This window comes from Ewingella allii (assembly GCF_044430645.1).
GTDB classification, from domain to species: domain Bacteria; phylum Pseudomonadota; class Gammaproteobacteria; order Enterobacterales; family Enterobacteriaceae; genus Ewingella; species Ewingella allii.
On record NZ_JAWUDN010000002.1, the window covers coordinates 253370 to 273775 of the forward strand.

Genomic DNA, 20406 nt, shown 5'->3' on the forward strand with positions numbered 1-20406 from the left:
TGGTACTGCTTAACGGCGCGAGGCGGTCAACATGCCGCCGCGCGTTCCAAATAAAACTGAAATAAAGAATATGGCACTGGCGCTTAGCACGATGGCCGGGCCAGCCGGCAGCGACGCATAATAAGACCACTCCAGGCCAACAATGCTGCTGATCACCCCAATCACCATGGCGCTTAAAATGGTGTGTGGCAGGTCTCGCGCCCAGAAGCGCGCACTCGCCGCAGGCAACATCATCAGGCCGACGGACATCAGCGTGCCGAGGATTTGGAACCCCGCGACCAGATTAACCACCACCAGTGCCAAGAATATCCCGTGGATCGCAGCCAGCCATTTGCCTGCGCTAACGCGCAAGAATAGTGAGTCAAATGACTCAATCACCAGCGCGCGGTACACCGCGGCCAGCACTAAGACGGATACGGAGGTGATAATACCGACCATGACGATCGACGGAGAATCAATGGCCAAAATCGAGCCAAACAGCACGTGTAGAAGATCGACACTTGAGCCGCGCAGGGAGACTAGCGTGACGCCCAAGGCAAGCGATCCCAAATAGAAACCGGCAAAGCTGGCATCTTCTTTTAACTGCGTTCGGCGGCTCACCAAGCCTGATAGCATGGCGACGGCCAAACCCGCGATAAAACCGCCGACGCCCATGGCGACCAGCGACATGCCGGAAATCAGATAGCCAATAGCCGCACCGGGCAAAACGGCGTGGGATAAGGCGTCGCCCACCAGACTCATCCGGCGCAGTAACAGAAAAACGCCGAGCGGCGTGGCGCTGATGGAGAGCGCCAAACAGGCAATCAGCGCGCGGCGCATAAAACCAAATTCAATAAAAGGGTCGGCAATTAGGTGGAATAACATCATCAAGCAGTAACCCCAGCGGCGAGGGTAAAGGTGTCGTTGGAGACACAGGCGTGGGTCGGATTGGGGAAATGGCTCAGGACGTGATCGGTGGTCCCCCAAATATTACGCTGTGCGCTGAGGTATAAAACGTGCGGAAAATGGCGCGCAACCATGGAAATATCGTGCAGCACGGCAATCACCGTACGCCCTTCCTGGTGCCACTGGGCAATCACCTTCAACAGCAGCTCGGTGGTTTGGCTGTCGATGCCGGTGAAAGGCTCATCGAGCATGATCAGCGGGGCTTGTTGGATCAGCAATCGAGCGAATAAAGTGCGTTGCAGCTGGCCGCCAGACAACTCGCCAACCAGCAAGTGCGCCATGGATGTCATTCCCACGGTTTCCAGCGCCTGTTCCACCCGTTCGGCGGAGCGGCGATTAATTCCGCCAAACAGGCCACTTTGCGGCCAGCAGCCCATCGCTACCAGATCAAACACGCTAATAGGGAATGCGCGATCCAGCTCTGCCTGCTGCGGTAAATAAGCCAAGCGCGGGCGGGAAGCAGGCTTGCCTGCCGTATTAAAAGATAAATTGCCGGAAATGGCGGGCTGAAGTCCCGCCAGCGTTTTGAGAAAGGTAGACTTCCCTGCGCCATTGGCACCGATCACGGCGGTGAGCGAACCTTCGCTAAAATTGCCCTCGATGGGCATCGCGACGGCGCGTCGGTCATAGCCGACTTTAAGTTGTGAGACAGAAATCATGGCAGCGAAATAGCCCAATAGATACCGCCCCACAATAGGGCCAGTAAAATGGCAGCAGCCCCGCAACGGGTCACGGCGGAGAGTGTAAATAATGTCTTGTTCATCGATAAACCTCATGAATGTTACAATATAACATCACATGACGTTCAACTATTCAAGACGCAAAGTTGTAATCTTTCGTGTCTTGCTAGCCATTAATAAGATTCAAATCTTCACTCTTTTTTTATTTACCTCTGGCTTAATTCTAACGTAAGGAAAAAGTAATTAAATATTAACCATTCATAAAAAACTTAAAAATCATATAGATAACTCTTCCTTGTTAGGCAAGAATTTTGCCATTGCGTGGGCAAACCTCGCCAAAACATGCGATAATAGAGGAAGGCTATTTTCACATGGGGAACGAGATGAAAAAATTAATCCCTTATGAAATCGATGGGAACAAAGTTTCAACCGAGTATTTGCAAAAGATTATTGAACTCAATCTTTCACAAATAGAAACAGATTTAGTTGGGGATTTGAGTTATTACTCCGAAAATTCTCAATATACACCTGACTCTTTGAAGATTATCTCTATCACAGCTATCGGTAATGATCAGTATTCGATGAGTTATGGATTCAAATGGACTATCTTCAATGCCTGCCTTGACATTAACGCAGATGAGTTCACCACTGAGCGCGTGTCATTTAAAGTTAAAGGCCACGGGCTTGAATTTGATATTATTGATACTCAACGTTCAACTTCCGCTGAAGAACTGTAATTTTAAGTAATGCATTGGTGCATAATTGCCAAAATGAATTATATTTAAATCGTAATGTTTTGAATAAATCTTATCCCCCAACATTTATTGAAGAAAGTGTTTATTATTGCTAAATCTCATTGATATTTTAGGTTTAGTTCATAGAGTTCTGTTGTAAGTGATGTACCCGGAAACCACTAAGTTTTGTTGTTTACTCACAGAGTGTTGTCAACACCGAATAAGCCATTACGGAGGGGATGATATGGATGAGTACTCGCCTAAGCGACACGATATAGCGCAGCTGCGGTTCCTGAATGAAAGTCTGTACGATGAAGGGATAGCTACGCTGGGGGATAGCCACCACGGTTGGGTCAACGACCCTACTTCCGCGGTAAACCTGCAACTTAATGAACTGATCGAGCACATCGCTTCTTTTGTGATGAGTTTTAAAATAAAATACCCGGATGATACCCCTCTGACCGATTTGGTTGAGGAGTACCTGGACGATACCTACACCCTCTTCAGTAATTACGGAATAAACGATTCTGACTTACGTCAATGGCAAAAGACCAAAAAACGATTATTCAGAATGTTCTCAGGTGAGTATGTCTGTACCCTGATGAAAACTTAAGTAATACTTTAACCAACACCAGCAGTAATTTAGATAAATAATGAAAAGGTCATGATGAACAAAATCGACTATTTGATGCGTTTGAGAAAATGCACCACTATTGACACTCTTGAACGCGTTATTGAGAAAAATAAGTACGAGCTTTCCGACGATGAACTGGAGTTGTTTTACTCTGCGGCCGACCATCGCCTGGCAGAATTAACAATGAATAAGCTTTACGACAAAGTTCCTGTCGCCGTCTGGAAATTCGTCCGGTAACGTTTCCATACATGACTTCATAGGGCCGTATTTAACCGCGGCCCTATGGTTATTATTCAGACAAAACATTCACTTCCTTTATCAGTTCCAATTATTGAAACTCTTTATTCCCTTTCTTAATCCTTTCTAAAAAAGCCTGTAATAGAAACTGAAAACACTGTTCTGTTTGCGCCGAACGCAAAGGAGCGGGTTTTCGCATCATCGCCACGGTTCGGCTTAAGGTCGGTTGCTGTAAATGAACCACCTTCAATTCTTCATCATTCAGCGTTGCGGTATATAACTCAGGCAAAATAGCCAGTGCCAGCCGCGATCGGACCAACCCATAGAGGGTTTCCTGAAAATCCACGCGGTAATTGATACTCAGGTTCAATTTATGGCTTTCCACCAGCGACGCTACCAATCGGCTGACATTGCCTTTTAGAAAAAGCGCTATCGGTCTTTTGGCCAACTGCCGCCACGGAAGATTGTGCGTTTCTGCTAATAGATCATCCTTGCGCATCACCGCCACAAAAGGGTCTTCCAGCAGGGGATAGACCGTCAGGCTGTCCGGCACCGTGCTGTCAGTGGCACCGATACCAAAGTCCAGAGAACCGTTTTCAAGTTCCACCAGCAGGGCGTCATTGGTCAAATCGTGAAACTCAACGCGCATGGCCGGAAAATGTTCGGAAAGCAACTGCGGAACGGCGGGAAAAAGTAGCGTACTGACGGAAGGCACCAGCCCAATTCTCAACGTGCCGTCACCGCCCTGCTCCATAATCTGCTGCATATCGTCAAACGCGCTGTGAGCAGCGTTCAGCAAACGCTGGGCATGGGGCAAAATGGCAATGCCTTCCTCGGTGAGCGTCACCGCCTGCGCGGTTCGGTTTACCAGCTTCCCGCCTAAAACTGACTCAATTTGGCGCAGCGCGCTGCTCAACGCCGGCTGGCTGATAGCCAAGCGATTGGCTGTTTCGGTAAAACTGCGCAGCTGGGCCAGAGTGACAAAATATTGTATCTGTTTGAGGGATAAAGCAGGCAATCGACGCCAGGGTTCAGACATAGTTTCCCGTGTTCCAGTCAAAAGAAAGTAAACGTTTGCTCAGCATAACCCCATCTTATAACCCGATAAAATAAATCATCTGTCCAAAGCTCTTCACGCTGCCTACATTAGCGCAATGACTTGCCGATATTGGATTACTCCTATGACCGTTTCTTCTCCCGCGATCGCCCTGCGCCAGCGCGCCGTACAGGCCGCTTTAGGCAAAATTCCCTTCGACCGCTTACTGCGCAATGCGCGCGTCATCGACATGGTGACAGGAGAGATCCGCGACGCCGACGTCGGGCTAGTCGGCAATATGATCGCCAGCGTGCACCCCTGCGGCGAGTTTTTGCAGACAGAAAATGTCGATGACCTTGGCGGAGCGCTGCTCTCTCCCGGTTTTATCGACACCCACGTGCATATAGAAAGCTCCCACCTGCCGCCGGAGCGTTACGCCGAGATCGTAGTGGCTCAAGGCACTACCACGGTTTTCTGGGATCCGCATGAATTAGCCAACGTACTCGGCGTAGAGGGCGTGCGTTATGCTGTTGAATCCAGCCGTGACCTGCCTTTGCGAGTGATTTGCGCCGCGCCGTCCAGCGTGCCTTCAACTCCGGGTCTGGAAATGTCCGGGGCCGATTTCAAAGGGCGTGAAATGCAAACCATGCTGAGCTGGCCGGAAGTCGCGGGCGTGGCGGAAGTGATGGATATGCACGGCGTGCTCAACGCCAGCGAGCGCATGATTGAAATCCTCGAAGCTGGCCTGAGCAGCGGCAAACTGATTGAAGGGCACGCGCGCGGCTTGAAAGGCGCCGGGCTGCAAGCCTACCTCGCCGCCGGGATCACTTCTGACCATGAGTTGACCTCCGCCGAAGACGCGCTGGAGAAACTGCGGGCTGGCCTGACGCTGCAAATTCGCGGCTCGCACCCATATCTACTGCCAGAAATCGTCGCGGCACTGAAAACCCTGCCGCACCTCTCTTCGCAAATCACCCTCTGCACGGATGACGTCCCGCCCGATTTCCTGTTGGAAAAAGGCGGCCTGATCGCCCTGATTAAGCTACTGATATCCCACGGCTTGCCTGCTGAAGACGTGCTACGCATGGCGACTTTCAACGCGGCGATCCGCATGCAGCGTGCTGATTTAGGCCTGATTGCCGCCGGACGCACGGCGGATATGATTGTGTTCGACTCGCTGGAGTCGCTCAATCCTTTAGCCGTTTACGTGAGCGGGCAGAAAGTGGCGCAAGACGGCAAGCTGCTGTTCAGTCCGAAAAAAGCCACCGGCGTGACGCCGCCGCGCGACACCATGCACATCTCCAGTCTGTCGGCAGGCGACTTTGTGCTGCGCATTCCCGGTCTGAAAAATGGCAAAGCTCGCCTGAGAAACATCAAAGGCGCGCGCTTCACCCAGTGGAGCGAAGTGGTGGTTAACGTGCGCGACGGCGAGGTGCAAATCCCTGACGGCTTCAGCCTGATTTGGGTCAAGCATCGCCATGGCCGCCATGACGCCACGCCGCGCATGGCGCTGCTGGAAGGCTGGGGTGAACTGCGCGGGGCCATTGCCACCTCCTACTCCCACGACTCGCATAATCTGGTGGTGCTGGGCCGAAATCCTGCGGATATGGTGCTGGCAGCTAATCAGCTGATAGCTAGCGGCGGCGGCATGGCGCTGAGCCAAAATGAACAACTGCTGGCCCACGTGGCGATGCCAATCGCCGGGATGCTTTCTGATTTACCGGCCGACGAGCTGGCGGCGCAGTTCAAAAACCTGCGAGATCTGAGTTCCAAAGTCGCCGACTGGGAGCCGCCTTATCGCGTTTTCAAAGCCATCGAAGGCACCTGTTTGGCCTGCAACGCCGGTCCGCATCTGACTGATTTAGGTCTGACCGATGGCGGGTTAAGAGAAATAGTCGACCCGATCCTCGAAATGTGGGAAGACGAGATTTAGCCGTACTACAACACAGTGATAGCAACCGCAACATCATAAAAAACATAAAGTTTCAGGGGATTTCCAACATGAGTGACAGTTCTGTTAAACAGGCCGCTGCGCCAGCCGGAGAAAGCTGGTTACAGCGTCGTTTTAAACTACAGCAGCGCGGCACCCGAGCTAAAACTGAGTGTCTGGCGGGCATTACTGGCTTCTTAGCCGCCGCCTATTTATTGATTGTCATCCCAAGCCTGCTGGCCGCGGGCGGCATCGATAAAGGCGCCGCCACCACCGGCGTCATTATCGTTTTTGTATTGGGAAGCTTGCTGATGGCGTTCTATGCCAACCTACCGTTTATGGTCGGGCCGGGCATCGGCGGTTCAGTGTTAGTCGGCATTACGCTGGCCGGGGACGGCATCAGCTGGCCCATCGCGCTGGGCATCGCCTGCTGGTCGGGCATCGTGTTTTTCGTAATGACGGTGCTAGGTCTGCGCGAAGTGGTTACTCGCTCCGTTCCGCAATCCATCAAGCTTGGCTTAACGGCGTCGATTGGTATTTTTGTGGCTTTATTGGGTTTCCGCAATGCCGGTTTGGTGGCCGCGACGGTGAAAACCAACGCTTTAGCCTTGGGTGACTTCACCGCGCCGGGCGCCATTATTGCCCTGCTCGGCCTGTTGGTAGCAGTCGCTCTTCAGGCGCGAAAAATCCCCGGCGCGCTGCTGTGGGCCATTCTTTTCGCTACGCTGATTGGCATTCCTTTTGGCGTCACCCACCTGCCGCAGCAGTGGTTCTCCCTGCCGCACTCCGTCGGGCCGCTGCTGGGTAAAGTCGATTTGATGGGCGCGATTAATATCGCCTTCCTGCCCTTCCTATTTATCTTCTTCGCGTCTGAGTTTTTCTCCACCATGGGCACCACGCTGGCCGTTGGCGGCGAGGCCGGGTTGCTCGACGAGCAAGGCAACATGCCTAACATTAATCGTCCATTCGTGGTTGACTCTATTGCGGCGGCACTCGGGCCGATTGTCGGCATCCCTGCTGCAACGGCGCTGATTGAATCCTCAGCCGCCGCCGAAGCTGGAGGCAAAACTGGCCTGACGGCGCTGACCGCGGCCTTGATGTTCCTGCTGATGCTGCTGTTTACGCCGATTGCGCTGATGATCCCCAAAGAGGCGACGGCACCGGCATTAATTCTGATTGGTTTGAACATGTTCAGCGGGCTGCGCAAAGTCGATTTGGGCAATTTTACTGATGGCCTGCCAGTTCTGATGATGGTGATGATCACCCTGATTTCAAACAGCTTCGGCACGGGGATCGCCGGTGGCCTGCTGTTCTATGTGATCATCAAAGTCGTGGCCGGGAAAGCCCGTGAAGTGCCGATTGGCCTGTATATTTTGGCGATCCCATTAGCCTATTACTTCGCCACCTTAGTCCATCACTAGCCGCAAAATAAATCTCCATAAGGGCACCTAAAACGTGCCCTTTTTTACGACGACAAAGGCACAAAATCCAAAATAGTCTTGTAGAAATCCAACATATCACCCTAAGATGAAACACCATATCTAGTCATTTATTGACTTATGGAATACTACATATTTGATTATTTACCACATGGATAGGTGATAAACATGACTCGCAACGATAAACAATCCTCACAACACGTCGCCCGCCTCGCAGCAGAAACCCTCAACAACCCCAAGGCCACCGAGCTTGAAAAAAGCCTGGCAGGCTCAGTGCTTTCGCAGGCCAGCTCTAAAAACCAAACCGGTGCCGAGATGGAAGCTATTGCATCCAAAGCTTTAAAAAGTGCCTCCTCAAGTGAGGTCGCCAAAACGCTGGCCGGCTCGGTGATTGCTCAAGCCAATAAAGCGCGTTAAGACGCAAAGCTGGGCTAAGTCCCAGCTTTTTTTTTGCACGATGAATTGCGCCGATTATTCAGCGATGAATTAACAAAATTGGGGGAGTAATAATAAGTGGGGAATGAGCGTAAAACGGCGAGAGCCAGAAATGGTGGAGGCCCTGCCAGCTACATCCCGGCACACACGACACCTGCCATGGCTGCTTCCTTCCGGACCTGACCGAGTTAACAAGTTAGTGTTGCGGGAGAACCAACAGGGCCCCCATTGTCGTTGTTGGCTTCGCGACTCATTGCTGAATAATCGAAGCGGTGGGCATTATCAGTGATGGCCGTGGCAATTGCAAGTTAACCGCCGACAACCGTTGTTTTCTTATACAACCACCACGGTTATGACCTTTATCCGAGACGGGTTTGCGGCATAATGGCAGTGAAACCCACAAGGAGCCCACCATGTCGGAGACCGATAACTTTCGCCACCGCGTCCTACAGATCATTGCCGCCATCCCCTATGGTCAAGTCACCACTTATGGCAATGTCGCCCAGTTAGCAGGCTCACCGCGCGCGGCAAGGCAGGTCGGCGGCGTGCTGCGCAAATTGCCGGAAGGCAGCACTCTGCCATGGCATCGCGTCATCAATCGTCACGGCGAGATTTCTCAACAAGGGGAAGATTTTAAACGCCAGCGCCAGGCCCTGCTCGAAGAAGGCATTGTGTTCGAAGGCGGGCAGATTGATCTGGAGAAATATGGCTGGAAATGGTGAATCCTGGTCATAAAAAAACACCGCCTGGGCGGTGTTTTTCTTTTGCTCGACTGACTCGGTATTAATTAACTATTAATACATTGGCTGAGTCGGGGCCGGAGCGGGAGCTGGAGCACCTGGCGCACCTGGCGCACCTGGAGGAGTTTCAAGACCCGGTTGGTTAGGGTTGCTTTCTGGCCCTAATCCGGTTGGCTTGGTCGTCACAGGCACTGAGGCTACTGGGACTAACTGCAAGTCAGCTTTGGTACCCTGACCGCGGTTAACCACTTCTTTGATGCTATCCGTAATGAAGGCCAAATGACCATTCACCGTCACCGCCGCACTCAAGATAACGCGTGCGTTTGGCGGGACATCCTGCGGGTTGTAAGGCAGGATAAAGGTAAATGGAGCCTGTTTCCCACCGGTGCGTGCCACTTTCTGCGCGATAACGCGTGAAGGCGCATCAGCCAGAGAAGCATCAGACATAGTTACCGTCAACACAGCATCAGGTGGCAAGGCCACGCGCTGTGAGATGTTAACCGTACCCGACACGTTTGGCCCGGTGATAGCTGGCCCGGATGGACTCGCCGACGTATTGGCGGGCGCTTCCTGTGCTGGTGCTGGGTGCGATGCACAACCGGCCAGTGTGAGAGACAGCGCGGTTCCACCTACAATCTGCCAAAGTTTCATTGATCGTTCTCCTTTTTATTATTCGCTTGTCGACAAGCTCAAATAAACGCCGACTATGAGTAGTGGCTTTAACCACCTTGCGCATTAATCATGGCACAAAAAACTGACCTTTTCCTGTCGCTGACCAAAATCAGCTTCTGAGCCATGCTTTTATCCACTATTATGAATGAGATACCCCATCGTTCCTGATGCTGCACATTGATTTATCAGAGTTTTCCGAGGCGGCAAAAGGCTAACTTTCATGAGGCCACCTATGAGTCAGGCACTACAAAAATTACTGGATCTACTAGATCTGGAAAAAATCGAAGAAGGGTTGTTTCGTGGCCAAAGTGAAGATCTTGGCTTGCGTCAGGTCTTTGGCGGGCAGGTCGTCGGGCAGGCTCTCTACGCTGCCAAGCAAACCGTGCCTAGCGACCGTGGTATCCACTCTTTCCACAGCTATTTTCTTCGCCCCGGCGACAGCAGTAAGCCAATCATTTATGACGTCGAAATCCTGCGTGACGGCAACAGCTTCAGCGCCCGCCGCGTAAAAGCCGTCCAGCACGGTAAGCCGATCTTCTACATGACCGCCTCATTCCAGAGCCATGAAGAGGGCTTCGAGCATCAGAACACCATGCCGGACGTGCCGCCGCCGGAGTCCTTAATCTCCGAATCGGATATCGCCAAGAGCCTTGCTCACCTGATCCCTGAGAAAGTGCGCGACAAGTTTATCGGCCAGAAACCGATCGAAATGCGCCCGGTGAAGTTCCACAATCCGCTAAAAGGCAGTAAAGAAGAGCCGCACCGCGCGGTATGGTTTAAAGCCAACGGCGAGATGCCGGATGACCTGCGCGTGCATCAGTATCTGCTGGGTTATGCCTCGGACTTTAACTTCCTGCCCACGGCCCTGCAGCCACACGGCGTCGGCTTCCTTGAGCCGGGCATGCAAGTGGCCACCATTGACCACTCCATGTGGTTCCACCGTCCGTTTAAAATGGACGATTGGCTGCTGTATGCCGTTGAGAGCTCTTCGGCATCGGGCGCGCGCGGCTTTGTGCGCGGGCAGTTCTACACTCGCGAAGGCGTGCTGATTGCCACTACCGTGCAAGAGGGGGTGATTCGCCAGCGCGAAATCCCTTAAGTCGGTTGAGAACTGCATCGGAAATGCATAAAAAAAGGGGCGATATTTCTATCGCCCCTTTTTGCTTTCATCATTATCCGTTAAGTCTTTATTAGCACGCCGGATAGGTTGTTGTGTTTGCTTTTTATTATGTTTCTGTCGAACAGAATTTAGCGCACTACTTTCTTTGAAATCAGACGCTTAACCAATTATTGGTTGTAAGCGTTTTCGCCGTGGCTGTTTACGTCCAGACCTTCGCGCTCTTGTTCTTCAGGAACGCGCAGGCCAACCAGCACGTCTGCCACTTTGTAAGCAATGAAGGCAACCACGCCAGACCAAATCAGGGTCACGCCCACGCTCAACAGCTGGATCCACACTTGGTGACCCATGGTCACGCCTTCTGCATAACCCACGCCACCCAGAGAGCTGGATGAGAACACGCCAGTCAGGATACAGCCAACGATGCCGCACACGCCGTGAACGCCAAACACGTCACAGGTGTCATCAACCTTGAGCCAATGTTTCAGCGTAACCACGCCCCACAGGCCAGCAACGCCGCCTACCAGACCAATAATCAATGCACCGCCAACCCCTACGGTACCGCACGCCGGGGTGATAGCCACCAGACCCGCGATAGCACCGGAACTTGCGCCCAGCAGTGAAGGTTTGCCGCGCACCATCCACTCAACCAGCGTCCAAGACAGGATTGCACCCGCGGTCGCCATAACAGTGTTGAGGAAGGCCAAAGCTGCGATAGAGCTGGCTGCACTGGCAGAACCGGCGTTGAAGCCGAACCAGCCAACATACAGAATCGATGCACCAGTGAAGACCATTGGCAGGTTGTGCGGTTTGAAGGCTTCTTTGCCGAAACCGGCACGTTTGCCCACCATGTATGCACCCACCAGGCCAGCAACGGCGGCGTTGATGTGTACAACGGTACCGCCCGCGAAGTCCAGCGCACCATCAGCCGCCAGGAAACCGCCCGCCCACACCATGTGTGCGATTGGCAGGTAAGAGAAGGTCAGCCAAATCACGGTGAAAATCAGGACAGCCGAGAAGCGCACGCGCTCTGCCAGGCCGCCCACCACCAGCGCCACGGTAATACAGGCGAAGGAGCATTGGAACGCCACGTGGATCAACTGTGAGAAGGTGCCGGTGACGGAATCAAGGCCGATGCCTTTCAGCATGACGTTGCTGAAGCCACCAAACACGGCATTGCCTTCGCTGAACGCGACGCTGTAGCCGTAAAGCATCCAGAGTACGCAAACCAGTGCGAAGGTCACGATGACCTGAGTCAGCATAGACAAGACGTTTTTGGAACGCAGTAAGCCGCCGTAAAATAGCGCCACGCCCGGCACCGTCATGAACAGTACCAGCGCGGTACAGATCATCATGAAGGCGTTATCAGCGCCGTTAGCCACCGCAGGTGCAGCAGCCATGGCAATCGATGGCAACAGGGCAGTTGCACCAAGCCCCATCATCGCGAGAAGTTTTTTCATTGTTAACCCACCCCGTTTCTCAAAAACTGCTGTCTTAAAAAGTGATTAAAGTAATAAGGCCGAAATTACAGTGCTGCTTCGTCGGTTTCGCCGGTACGGATGCGAATAACGCGTTGCAATTCAGCTACAAAAATTTTGCCATCGCCGATCTTGCCGGTGTAGGCCGCTTTGCTAATCACGTCGATCACTTCATCGAGCTGATCGTCGGCAATCGCAATATCGATTTTTACTTTTGGCAGGAAGTTAACGCTGTACTCCGCGCCGCGATATAACTCTGCGTGTCCTTTCTGGCGACCGAAACCTTTGACTTCCGTCACGGTCAGGCCTTGAATTCCTACAGCTGACAGTGCTTCACGCACGTCTTCCAACTTAAAAGGTTTGATCACCACAGTAACCAGCTTCATGTTGCCACTCCTCGAATTAAGAGCCTGCCGCGAGAGGACTCTCGCCGATACGAAAGGGATAAAGCAAAGGCTGTGCCAGAGTTGTTTGCGAGCTGAGATCTGACGTTTTGTGGCTTAAAGACGGGATTTCGGAATAGTCGCAGCAGGTGCGAGGCTCAAAATGGTGCAAATAGACCAGCCTCTCGCGCACTGTTTAAGTGCGCGACGCTATTTTTCAGTGCAAGGGAAATTTGACCTAAAGAAAGGCTGCATGAAGTTGGTGCAACGGCAAAGGGCAAAGCTTGAGAAATAAGAGAGAAGAGAGGCGCGGTGACCCGAGGCCGTCAGGTCACCGCGAGAGGCTTAGCCGTTTTCAGCGACCGGCTGCTCGTGTTGCGAAGAGGCGAGCTCCTCGCCCACCAGCTGCAACTGATACATTTGATAATAACGGCCTTTTTCGGCTAACAGTTGGAGATGGTTACCCTGCTCCACCGCCTGCCCACGATGCAGCACCAGAATGTTATCGGCATCTACAATGGTGGAAAGACGGTGGGCGATGACTACCAGCGTGGTCTGCTGGCGAATAGCCCGCAGCGCGCGCTGAATCGCCTGTTCCGTGCCGGAGTCGATATTGGCGGTTGCCTCGTCAAGGATCAAAATTTCTGGCGCTTGCACCAGAACGCGCGCCATGGCTAACAGCTGCTTCTGCCCCACCGACAAATTGTTCCCCTGCTCGCCGAGACGGGTGTTGATACCATCCGGCATCGCGCGTATCAGCGGCGCAAGCTGCACCACTTCCAACGCGTGCCACACCTGCTCCTCATCGATGTCGCGGCCCAACGTGACGTTGGCAAAAACCGATTCCGCCAGTACCACCGGGTCCTGCTGCACCATGGCGATGCCTTTGCGCAAGCTGGTGTGGGAAAGCTCAGACAGCGGGCGACCGTCCACGCGGATCTCCCCCTGATTCACCGGGTAATAGCCCATCAGCAAGTTGGCTAAAGTGCTTTTACCACTGCCGGTGTGCCCAACCAGCGCAGCAAAGCCGCGCGAAGGCACCTGCAAGGAGATATTCTCCAGCACCCATTTATCCGGGCGATAGGCGAAGCTGACATTACGAATATCAATCTCGCCGCTGCACAGCGGCTTGTCGTCGCTGCCGTACTGCTGCTGGGTACGATCCATCAAATCAAAAATGCGCTCCCCGGCCACCACGGCTTGCTGGTAGATAGACTGCTGCGAGGTCAGCGCAATTAACGGCTCGTTTAAACGCCCAAGGTAGTTAATGAAGGCATAAAGCACGCCGACGCCAATGGTGCCTTCGGCGCTGAAACCGAATAACAGCAGCAGGCCGCAGAGGATCAGCGACGCGAACAGGCTCAGCAGCGGGCGCAGCAGGAAGCCTTCCAGCCGCAGCGTCTGCATGCGGGCGGCATAGTGGGACTGGCTGGCATTGGCCAAACGCTGCCCAAAGCGCTTCTGCTGGCGGAACTGCTGAATCACGCCCATGCCGTTAATGACTTCGTTAAAACCATCATTGATATCAGCCAGATAGCTACGAACACGCCTCACTACCGGCGTGCTGTACACCTGATAGATAGCCATCACGATGAACACCGCCGGGAAGATACACGCGGCGATGGTTGCCAGCCGCCAGTCGAGGCTATACATGGCAATCAGCATGGCGCCAATCAGCGCCACGCTGCGCAGCACGGTTGACACCACGGTGACGTAGAGATCGCGGATCACCTCGGTATCGTTGGTGACGCGGGAGATCAACTGCCCCACCGGCTGAGTGTCGAAGGCGCTTAAGGGCTGGCGCAGGGCGGCGTCCATGACGTCGGTGCGCAGCCTCTGGACCACCCCCACCGCGGCGCGGTTAAACAGCAGCGCCTGATAGTAATGCAGGCCAGCGGCGAGGAATTGCAGCACGATAAAGGTTATCGCCAGCAGGCTGACCATGCCGAGCGGCAACTGGCCCTTCGCCACGTAATTATCAATAAAGTAGCTGATGAGGATCGGCCCGAGCACTTCCGCACCCGCCGCCACCCACAGCATCAGCACGGCAATTGACAGGGGCTTGCTGTAAGGCTTGCCGTAGCTCAAAAGCCTTTTGAGCGTCGGCCAGCTTTTCTGAATTTTAATCATGTTTTATGTCAACCAAACTCGGGGGTTGTTGATCCACAGGAAGGTCATCCACCGGGAGATCGTCCGCAGGAACGTCGTCCAGCGCGGCCTCCAACTGCTGATAGCGATACATTTCGCGATACCAGCCGGGCCTTGAGGAGAGCTGCTCATGGTTGCCGCGTTCGGCGACGGTGCCATTGCTGAACACCAGAATTTCGCTGGCATCCACCAGCGCAGACAGGCGATGCGCGCTGATGATCACCGTGCGATCGCTGCCCCAGGTCCGCAAGTTATGCAGAATTTGGTGCTCGGTGCGGCCATCGACGGCGGAAAGCGCATCATCCAAAATCAGGATCTCAGCCTGTAACAGCAAGGCGCGAGCAATGGAGATACGCTGCTTCTGACCGCCAGACAGCATCACGCCGCGCTCGCCCACTTCCGTTTCGTAGCCCTGCGGCAGACGCAAAATATCTTCATGGACGCTGGCTAAACGCGCGGCCTCTTCAATCTCCTGCTGGGTCGCATCAGGGCGGCCTAGCGCGATGTTCTGCGCCACGGTGTCGGAGAATAAGAACGGCGTCTGGCTGACCACCGCCATGCGCCCGCGCCAGTCGTCCAGTTGGATCTCCGTCAGCGGCAGGCCGTGGAACTGAATGTCACCCTGCGTGATGTCGAACTGGCGCTGAATCAGAGCCAGCAAGGTGCTTTTGCCTGAACCCGTCGGGCCACACAGCCCCAGCATCTGGCCCGGCTTGAGCACAAAGTCGACGGCGTGCAGCGCTGGCTGGCTGTTTTCCGGATAGCGGAAATCATCAATCTTGACCTCCAGCGTGCCACGCCCGGCAGGCAGAGGCGTTTTGCCATCCACCACGCTCGGCGCTTCTTGCAATAAGCTGCGAATACGGCTGTAGGCGGCACTTCCGCGCTCAACGATGTTGAACATCCACGCCAGCGCCAGCATGGGCCAAATCATCAGGCCAAGGTACATCACAAAGCTGGTGAGCTGGCCCAGCGTCAGGTGGTCATGCACCACCATCCAGCTGCCGCCGCCAATCGCCAGCATGTTGGCCATACCGATGGCGACATAAATCGTCGGGTCGAAACGGGCATCCACCCGCGCGACGTGCATATTCTTCACGCCGGTATCCGCGGCGACGTCGGCAAACTGCGAAGATTGGTGATTCTCAAGGCCGAAGGCTTTGATCATGCGAATACTGGTCAGGCTCTCTTGCGCCTGATCGTTCAGGGAAGAGAATGCGGCCTGCGCGGTTTTAAAGCGCTGATGCAGCTGGTCGCCATAGCGCTTGATAACAATCGCCATGATAGGCATCGGCACCAGCGACAGCAGCGTCAGCTCCCAGCTGATTTGCGTCGCCATGACAATCAACACCGCCAGCCCCATCACCAATGAATCCACCAGCGTCAGCACCCCTTCACCGGCGGCAAACACCACGCGGTCGACGTCATTGGTGGCGCGCGCGATCAGGTCGCCGGTGCGATGGCGCAGATAAAACGCCGGATGTTGGCGACTCAGCTGCTTGAAGAAGTTCTGGCGTAGCTCCACCGCCAGCTGATAAGAGGCGCCGAACAGCAGCACGCGCCAGACATAGCGCAGCAGGTACACCAAAATGGCGGTGCCCAGCATCAGACCCAACCAGGCGAATAAGACGCCGGAGGTCATCTGTTTTGAGGTCACGCCATCAATGACGATTCCAACCAATTTGGGCGGCAGCAGCTGCAAAATAGCGATAATAATCAGCAATGCCACGGCCCCGAGGTAACGTCGCCACTCGCGGCGGAAATACCAACCCAGTTGAGCAAAGAGTCTCACGCAGATTTATCCATATTCTTAAGATTTTTATTATCAAGCAGCGGCAAGAATACCATCCTTAACATGCCAAACAGATGAAACTTTTTTCAAACTGGCCCTAACGCCTCGCCAGCGAAAGCGCCATGTTACAGCGGCAGCTCGGTGGTGGATTTAATCCGCTCCATCGCGAAACTCGAAGTCACGTCGATCAATCCCGGTACACCGTTTACCAGACGTTTGTAAAAGCTGTCGTAGCTTTTCATGTCGGCCACCTGCACTTGCAGCAAATAGTCATACTCTCCGGCCATGCGGTAAAAGCCCAGCACTTCGGGTAATGCTGCCACTTGATCGACAAAATGTTGGTACCAATCGCTGCTGTGGTGCTGAGTTTTTATCAGTACGAAGGCCGTGAGATCCAGCCCCAGCTTTTCGTTATCCAGCAACGCCACCCTGCCGCGAATAATACCCTCATCCTCGAGACGCTTGAGGCGTTTCCAGCAAGGCGTGGTGGTCAGGTTCACTGCCTCGGCCAGCACGTTGATGGACTGGGTGCAGTCCTGTTGCAGCATCGACAGCAGCTTGCGGTCAATTTTATCTACCAATTCGCCCCCCTAGAGAAAATCATTCTCTTTAGGTCATCATTTATGGGTTAAAGAGTAACTTATTTCTCTGCACAATGCGTTAATCTAAGCGCAATCAACATCTCTTTGCCGACGGACTTCATCATGACTAATGCTTGGGTAAATCACGCCATAAAAGAAATCGACGCCGACTTCCAGCGCTCAGCCGATACCCACTTAATGCGCCTGAGCCTCAGCGATTTCCCCGGCATCGCGCTCTATCTGAAAGATGAAAGCACCCATCCTTCGGGCAGTTTGAAGCACCGTCTGGCGCGTTCGCTATTTTTGTACGGGCTGTGCAACGGCTGGATCCGCGAAAATACGCCGATCATTGAAGCCTCTTCTGGCAGCACCGCCATTTCGGAAGCCTATTTTGCACGTTTACTCGGCCTACCCTTTATCGCAGTTATGCCATCCTGCACCGCGCCGCGCAAAATTCAGCAAATTGAGTTCTACGGCGGGCGCTGCCACTTCGTGGAAAATTCGAGCCAGATCTACGCCGCCTCCGAGCAGTTAGCGCGTGAAATGAACGGCCACTATATGGATCAGTTCACCTACGCCGAGCGAGCCACCGACTGGCGCGGCAACAACAATATTGCCGACAGCATCTTCCGCCAGATGTCGCTGGAGCCTAATCCGGTGCCGCGTTATCTGGTGATGAGCGCCGGGACCGGCGGCACCTCCGCCACGCTGGGCCGCTATATTCGCTATCAGGGTTACGACACTGAACTGGTGGTCGTTGATCCGGAAAACTCGGTTTTCTACGACTATTACCAGCAGCGCGACCCGAGCGTCACCGCGCAGTGCAGCAGCAAAATCGAAGGAATTGGCCGACCGCGCGCCGAGCCGTCCTTCATTCCGAGCGTTATCGATAGCATGATGCGCGTGCCCGACGCCGCCAGCGTGGCGACCGTACAGTGGCTGGAGGTGGTGCTGGGGCGCAAAGTTGGCGGCTCGACCGGCACCAACGTCTGGGGCGCGCTGCAATTGGCGAAACAGATGCGCGAGAAAGGCGAAACCGGCTCCATCGTCACCCTGTTGTGCGACAGCGGCGAACGCTACCTGAATACCTATTTCGACACGGAATGGGTGGCGGCAAATATCGGTGATATCAGCCACTACAGCGCGCAGCTGGCGGGAATTCGCTGAGTTTGTTCAAAAGTGAAAAGGCGACCTGAGGTCGCCTTTTTTTGTATCAACGTCTTGTGAATTAGACGATTAACGCTCTTCTAACGGATAGCTGCGGAAGCTCCACAAACCCATGGTTTTCAGCGCGTCGCGGTAAATCCCCTGCTTATCCCCCTGAGAAACGCTTTGCATTTCAGCCAGCGGCTTGTCGATGGCGGCCACCGAAACATACTGAATATCGCGCGGGCCGGTTTCCCAGCTGGCGATGGTGAACAGAGCCTGCGAGCGGCGCACGTGGCTACCTGAGCTGACAATCACGGCATGTTTAATGCGATGCTTAGCCAAGGCGTAACGGCTGAACAGCGCGTTTTCCACCGTCGAGCGGGCAAAGTTGTCCTGATAGATGCGTTTGCTGTCGACGCCCTTCTCCACCAGCCACTGCGCCATCAGTTTGCCTTCGGTTTGGTGGTTCTGCGGCACACCGCCGGTGACCACGATCATCGCATCAGGCAGCTGTTTGGCGAGTTCCAGCGTTTTCTCCAGGCGCTGGATGAGGATTTTATTCATCGAGCCATCTGGGTCCAGCGCATAACCCAGCGTCACGATTGCCGTCGGCCCGGTGAAGGATTTGGCTTCGTCAGCCGGCAGATGGTCGCGCAGCGGCATGGTAGTGACGTGGTCGATCACCGCGAACACTTTCTTCAGTTGGTCCACGCGGCCCGGATTCAGCTGCTGCAACGCGGCGAGCTGGGCGTCGGTTCCGGCAGTGTCACCTTTGAAACGATCCCACGCCGCGATGTAACTGTGGGCGTCAACGTCGTCTGGCGCGATGTCCAAAATCTGTTTATACAGGCCCAAGGCTTTATCCACATTGTTGTTATAGATGTACGCGCTGGCGGTGCTGAACAGCAGATCGGCACGGTAAGGCTCTAACTTACTGGCCTGTTGCAGCCTGTCGGCGACAATTTCCATATTGGTTGGCAGCTTGCCGGTAAAGCCAGCGTCGGACACGCGTGCCGGAGATTTAAACGCCGTCAGCGCATCTTGAATCAGAAAATCAACGGTTTGGCGTTCGGAAATATATTGTTGGTAATCAGCCTGTGGCTGAACGGTATCGATGGCCCTGGCGGACACGTTGGCAGAAATCAAAAAAGCTAAAGCAAGAGCAACGCGGGTTACTCGTGGAGTAGTGATCATTATTTTATCCTTAAAAGGTTAACTACCTGTCTGGACTATAAATAAAAGCGAAAACAAGAAAAAGACGCGTGGCGGAGAATGGGCGAACTATATGAAAGTCATATGACAGTTTTGTGACAGATGCACGCTAGGCAGAAAAAAGCCGGGACAGATAGCCCGGCTGGCTGAAATAACCTTAATATTCGGGGGAATAGGTGAGGTGTGGTGAATGCAGCCAATGTTGTAAAAAGTGAGACACCGCCTGATGCTGGCAATGTCCAATAACTTGTAGGTGTGGAGCCTGCTGTTTGAGGACCGGCAGGGCGTTGCCCATCACCAGCCCCATACCCACGCTTTCCAGCATTTCGCGGTCATTCATGGCGTCGCCGAAGGCCATGCACTCGGCCATTTCGATATCCAATTGCTGGGTGAGAAACGCCAAGGCGCTCCCTTTATTGCTCCCGGCTGGCATGATGTCCAGACAGTCCGCCGCCGAAAAGCATAAATCAATGCGTCCGCCAAAGTGGCTCTCCAACTGTGGCACCAGTTGCAGCAGGACGTCGTGCGGTGCGCAGAAGCAGACTTTGCTGTTGTCGCTGATAGGCAGTTCGGCAAAGTTGCACAGCTGATAGCGGAATCCGCTGAACTCATGGGGGATCAGCAACTTAGGGTCGTCGAGATCCGTGAACCAGCCTTCGTCACGGAAAACGTGGCGACTGGCCGGGGTATCCCATTGGGTTCTCAGTAGTTCTTCAGCGCAGTCGTCGGGTAAATCACTGGCGTAAAGGCGATCGCCGTGCAGATTGTGGATGCGCGTGCCGTTGCCGGTAATGAGATAACCCTCCAGGCCGAGATTCGCCAGAATGTCTTTCATCTCAAGGTAGTGACGCCCGGTTGCAAAAGTCAGCGTCATGGGCTTCTCAGCCAGCTGAGCCAGCGTGGCCAGTGTCTTTTCACCTAAACGGTGATCAGGCATTAACAGCGTGCCGTCCATATCAAATGCAGCCAAACGAAACATAACACCTCGCGATTATCCCACCGGGCAGGATGAACAATTTCAGCCGCCGTGGTGTGGAAAGTAAGCAAACTGAGTATGCAACTCG

20 protein-coding genes and 1 other RNA gene are annotated in these 20406 nt (G+C 54.0%); 9 read left to right on the forward strand and 12 right to left on the reverse strand.

The window, feature by feature from the left end; translation table 11 throughout:
- Positions 1-9: 9 nt before the first annotated feature.
- Both SBO83_RS07900 and SBO83_RS07905 read right to left on the reverse strand, forming a co-directional pair.
- On the reverse strand, positions 10-867 hold the full coding sequence (locus SBO83_RS07900) for a metal ABC transporter permease (RefSeq protein ID WP_353503051.1): 858 nt from the start codon (positions 865-867) through the stop codon (positions 10-12).
- Positions 867-1604, reverse strand: coding sequence for an ATP-binding cassette domain-containing protein (locus tag SBO83_RS07905; RefSeq protein WP_396131101.1), 738 nt, complete (start codon positions 1602-1604; stop codon positions 867-869). Before SBO83_RS07905 ends, SBO83_RS07900 begins: the two co-directional genes overlap by 1 nt.
- Before the next feature lie 404 nt (positions 1605-2008).
- Between SBO83_RS07905 and SBO83_RS07910 the strand changes: the two genes are divergently transcribed.
- The 3 genes from SBO83_RS07910 (at position 2009) to SBO83_RS07920 (ending at position 3230) form a co-directional block, all read left to right on the forward strand.
- Positions 2009-2362, forward strand: a complete 354-nt coding sequence (locus SBO83_RS07910) for a hypothetical protein (RefSeq protein ID WP_396131102.1) — start codon at positions 2009-2011, stop codon at positions 2360-2362.
- Positions 2363-2603: 241 nt separating this feature from the next.
- The gene (gene tomB / locus SBO83_RS07915; protein WP_353503054.1) at positions 2604-2972 is read left to right on the forward strand and encodes an Hha toxicity modulator TomB; all 369 of its coding nucleotides are present in this window, start codon (positions 2604-2606) and stop codon (positions 2970-2972) included.
- 54 nt (positions 2973-3026) lie between these two features.
- Positions 3027-3230 (forward strand): HHA domain-containing protein, encoded by a 204-nt coding sequence (locus tag SBO83_RS07920; RefSeq protein WP_034792706.1) that lies wholly within the window; start codon positions 3027-3029, stop codon positions 3228-3230.
- 91 nt (positions 3231-3321) lie between these two features.
- Here SBO83_RS07920 and SBO83_RS07925 read toward each other — a convergent pair whose 3' ends face one another.
- The gene (locus SBO83_RS07925; protein WP_396131103.1) at positions 3322-4269 is read right to left on the reverse strand and encodes a LysR substrate-binding domain-containing protein; all 948 of its coding nucleotides are present in this window, start codon (positions 4267-4269) and stop codon (positions 3322-3324) included.
- A 142-nt stretch (positions 4270-4411) separates the two neighbouring features.
- Between SBO83_RS07925 and SBO83_RS07930 the strand changes: the two genes are divergently transcribed.
- The 3 genes from SBO83_RS07930 to SBO83_RS07940 all read left to right on the forward strand — a co-directional run bounded on the left by SBO83_RS07930 (position 4412) and on the right by SBO83_RS07940 (position 8052).
- Positions 4412-6199 carry an adenine deaminase C-terminal domain-containing protein gene (locus SBO83_RS07930; RefSeq protein ID WP_396131104.1) on the forward strand — a complete coding sequence of 596 codons (1788 nt, stop codon included), beginning with the start codon at positions 4412-4414 and terminating at the stop codon, positions 6197-6199.
- A 68-nt stretch (positions 6200-6267) separates the two neighbouring features.
- On the forward strand, positions 6268-7617 hold the full coding sequence (locus SBO83_RS07935) for an NCS2 family permease (RefSeq protein WP_353503057.1): 1350 nt from the start codon (positions 6268-6270) through the stop codon (positions 7615-7617).
- 186 nt (positions 7618-7803) lie between these two features.
- The gene (locus tag SBO83_RS07940; protein WP_396131105.1) at positions 7804-8052 is read left to right on the forward strand and encodes a hypothetical protein; all 249 of its coding nucleotides are present in this window, start codon (positions 7804-7806) and stop codon (positions 8050-8052) included.
- A gap of 140 nt (positions 8053-8192) precedes the next feature.
- Here SBO83_RS07940 and ffs read toward each other — a convergent pair.
- Positions 8193-8289: signal recognition particle sRNA small type (gene ffs / locus SBO83_RS07945), an RNA gene on the reverse strand.
- Positions 8290-8483: 194 nt separating this feature from the next.
- Between ffs and SBO83_RS07950 the strand changes: the two genes are divergently transcribed.
- Positions 8484-8792, forward strand: a complete 309-nt coding sequence (locus SBO83_RS07950; protein ID WP_353503059.1) for an MGMT family protein — start codon at positions 8484-8486, stop codon at positions 8790-8792.
- A 72-nt stretch (positions 8793-8864) separates the two neighbouring features.
- On the opposite strand, the gene SBO83_RS07955 is transcribed toward SBO83_RS07950, so the two are convergent.
- Positions 8865-9461 carry a YbaY family lipoprotein gene (locus SBO83_RS07955; RefSeq protein ID WP_396131106.1) on the reverse strand — a complete coding sequence of 199 codons (597 nt, stop codon included), beginning with the start codon at positions 9459-9461 and terminating at the stop codon, positions 8865-8867.
- Positions 9462-9714: 253 nt separating this feature from the next.
- Between SBO83_RS07955 and tesB the strand changes: the two genes are divergently transcribed.
- Entirely contained in the window at positions 9715-10581 is an 867-nt protein-coding gene (gene tesB / locus SBO83_RS07960; RefSeq protein ID WP_396131108.1) for an acyl-CoA thioesterase II, read from the forward strand.
- A 188-nt stretch (positions 10582-10769) separates the two neighbouring features.
- On the opposite strand, the gene amtB is transcribed toward tesB, so the two are convergent.
- The 5 genes from amtB to SBO83_RS07985 form a co-directional block, all read right to left on the reverse strand.
- A complete protein-coding gene (gene amtB, locus SBO83_RS07965) occupies positions 10770-12059 on the reverse strand; it encodes an ammonium transporter AmtB (protein ID WP_353503061.1) in 1290 nt (429 codons plus the stop codon).
- 65 nt (positions 12060-12124) lie between these two features.
- The gene (gene glnK / locus SBO83_RS07970; protein ID WP_009639071.1) at positions 12125-12463 is read right to left on the reverse strand and encodes a P-II family nitrogen regulator; all 339 of its coding nucleotides are present in this window, start codon (positions 12461-12463) and stop codon (positions 12125-12127) included.
- Between the two features lie 342 nt (positions 12464-12805).
- Positions 12806-14590: a SmdB family multidrug efflux ABC transporter permease/ATP-binding protein gene (locus SBO83_RS07975; RefSeq protein ID WP_353503062.1), complete on the reverse strand. Its 1785-nt coding sequence runs from the start codon at positions 14588-14590 to the stop codon at positions 12806-12808.
- The gene (locus SBO83_RS07980) at positions 14583-16400 is read right to left on the reverse strand and encodes a SmdA family multidrug ABC transporter permease/ATP-binding protein (RefSeq protein ID WP_396131109.1); all 1818 of its coding nucleotides are present in this window, start codon (positions 16398-16400) and stop codon (positions 14583-14585) included. Before SBO83_RS07980 ends, SBO83_RS07975 begins: the two co-directional genes overlap by 8 nt.
- Before the next feature lie 125 nt (positions 16401-16525).
- Positions 16526-16981 (reverse strand): Lrp/AsnC family transcriptional regulator, encoded by a 456-nt coding sequence (locus SBO83_RS07985; protein ID WP_034792362.1) that lies wholly within the window; start codon positions 16979-16981, stop codon positions 16526-16528.
- 123 nt (positions 16982-17104) lie between these two features.
- Here SBO83_RS07985 and SBO83_RS07990 point away from each other — a divergent pair, with 123 nt between their 5' ends.
- Positions 17105-18148, forward strand: coding sequence for a pyridoxal-phosphate dependent enzyme (locus SBO83_RS07990; protein WP_396131110.1), 1044 nt, complete (start codon positions 17105-17107; stop codon positions 18146-18148).
- 69 nt (positions 18149-18217) lie between these two features.
- On the opposite strand, the gene SBO83_RS07995 is transcribed toward SBO83_RS07990, so the two are convergent.
- Both SBO83_RS07995 and cof read right to left on the reverse strand, forming a co-directional pair.
- The gene (locus tag SBO83_RS07995) at positions 18218-19324 is read right to left on the reverse strand and encodes a YdcF family protein (RefSeq protein WP_353503065.1); all 1107 of its coding nucleotides are present in this window, start codon (positions 19322-19324) and stop codon (positions 18218-18220) included.
- Positions 19325-19499: 175 nt separating this feature from the next.
- A complete protein-coding gene (gene cof / locus SBO83_RS08000) occupies positions 19500-20321 on the reverse strand; it encodes an HMP-PP phosphatase (RefSeq protein ID WP_396131111.1) in 822 nt (273 codons plus the stop codon).
- Positions 20322-20406: the final 85 nt, after the last annotated feature.

What these genes read in the sequence shown, in the direction of transcription:
- SBO83_RS07900 (WP_353503051.1), bottom strand. Translation starts at nt 867, where the DNA reads ATGATGTTATTCCACCTAATTGCCGACCCTTTTATTGAATTTGGTTTT.
- SBO83_RS07905 (WP_396131101.1), bottom strand. Translation starts at nt 1,604, where the DNA reads ATGATTTCTGTCTCACAACTTAAAGTCGGCTATGACCGACGCGCCGTC.
- SBO83_RS07940 (WP_396131105.1), top strand. Translation starts at nt 7,804, where the DNA reads ATGACTCGCAACGATAAACAATCCTCACAACACGTCGCCCGCCTCGCA.
- SBO83_RS07995 (WP_353503065.1), bottom strand. Translation starts at nt 19,324, where the DNA reads ATGATCACTACTCCACGAGTAACCCGCGTTGCTCTTGCTTTAGCTTTT.
- SBO83_RS07910 (WP_396131102.1), top strand. Translation starts at nt 2,009, where the DNA reads ATGAAAAAATTAATCCCTTATGAAATCGATGGGAACAAAGTTTCAACC.
- tomB (WP_353503054.1), top strand. Translation starts at nt 2,604, where the DNA reads ATGGATGAGTACTCGCCTAAGCGACACGATATAGCGCAGCTGCGGTTC.
- SBO83_RS07950 (WP_353503059.1), top strand. Translation starts at nt 8,484, where the DNA reads ATGTCGGAGACCGATAACTTTCGCCACCGCGTCCTACAGATCATTGCC.
- tesB (WP_396131108.1), top strand. Translation starts at nt 9,715, where the DNA reads ATGAGTCAGGCACTACAAAAATTACTGGATCTACTAGATCTGGAAAAA.
- glnK (WP_009639071.1), bottom strand. Translation starts at nt 12,463, where the DNA reads ATGAAGCTGGTTACTGTGGTGATCAAACCTTTTAAGTTGGAAGACGTG.
- amtB (WP_353503061.1), bottom strand. Translation starts at nt 12,059, where the DNA reads ATGAAAAAACTTCTCGCGATGATGGGGCTTGGTGCAACTGCCCTGTTG.
- SBO83_RS07955 (WP_396131106.1), bottom strand. Translation starts at nt 9,461, where the DNA reads ATGAAACTTTGGCAGATTGTAGGTGGAACCGCGCTGTCTCTCACACTG.
- SBO83_RS07930 (WP_396131104.1), top strand. Translation starts at nt 4,412, where the DNA reads ATGACCGTTTCTTCTCCCGCGATCGCCCTGCGCCAGCGCGCCGTACAG.
- SBO83_RS07990 (WP_396131110.1), top strand. Translation starts at nt 17,105, where the DNA reads ATGACTAATGCTTGGGTAAATCACGCCATAAAAGAAATCGACGCCGAC.
- cof (WP_396131111.1), bottom strand. Translation starts at nt 20,321, where the DNA reads ATGTTTCGTTTGGCTGCATTTGATATGGACGGCACGCTGTTAATGCCT.
- SBO83_RS07935 (WP_353503057.1), top strand. Translation starts at nt 6,268, where the DNA reads ATGAGTGACAGTTCTGTTAAACAGGCCGCTGCGCCAGCCGGAGAAAGC.
- SBO83_RS07920 (WP_034792706.1), top strand. Translation starts at nt 3,027, where the DNA reads ATGAACAAAATCGACTATTTGATGCGTTTGAGAAAATGCACCACTATT.
- SBO83_RS07975 (WP_353503062.1), bottom strand. Translation starts at nt 14,590, where the DNA reads ATGATTAAAATTCAGAAAAGCTGGCCGACGCTCAAAAGGCTTTTGAGC.
- SBO83_RS07925 (WP_396131103.1), bottom strand. Translation starts at nt 4,269, where the DNA reads ATGTCTGAACCCTGGCGTCGATTGCCTGCTTTATCCCTCAAACAGATA.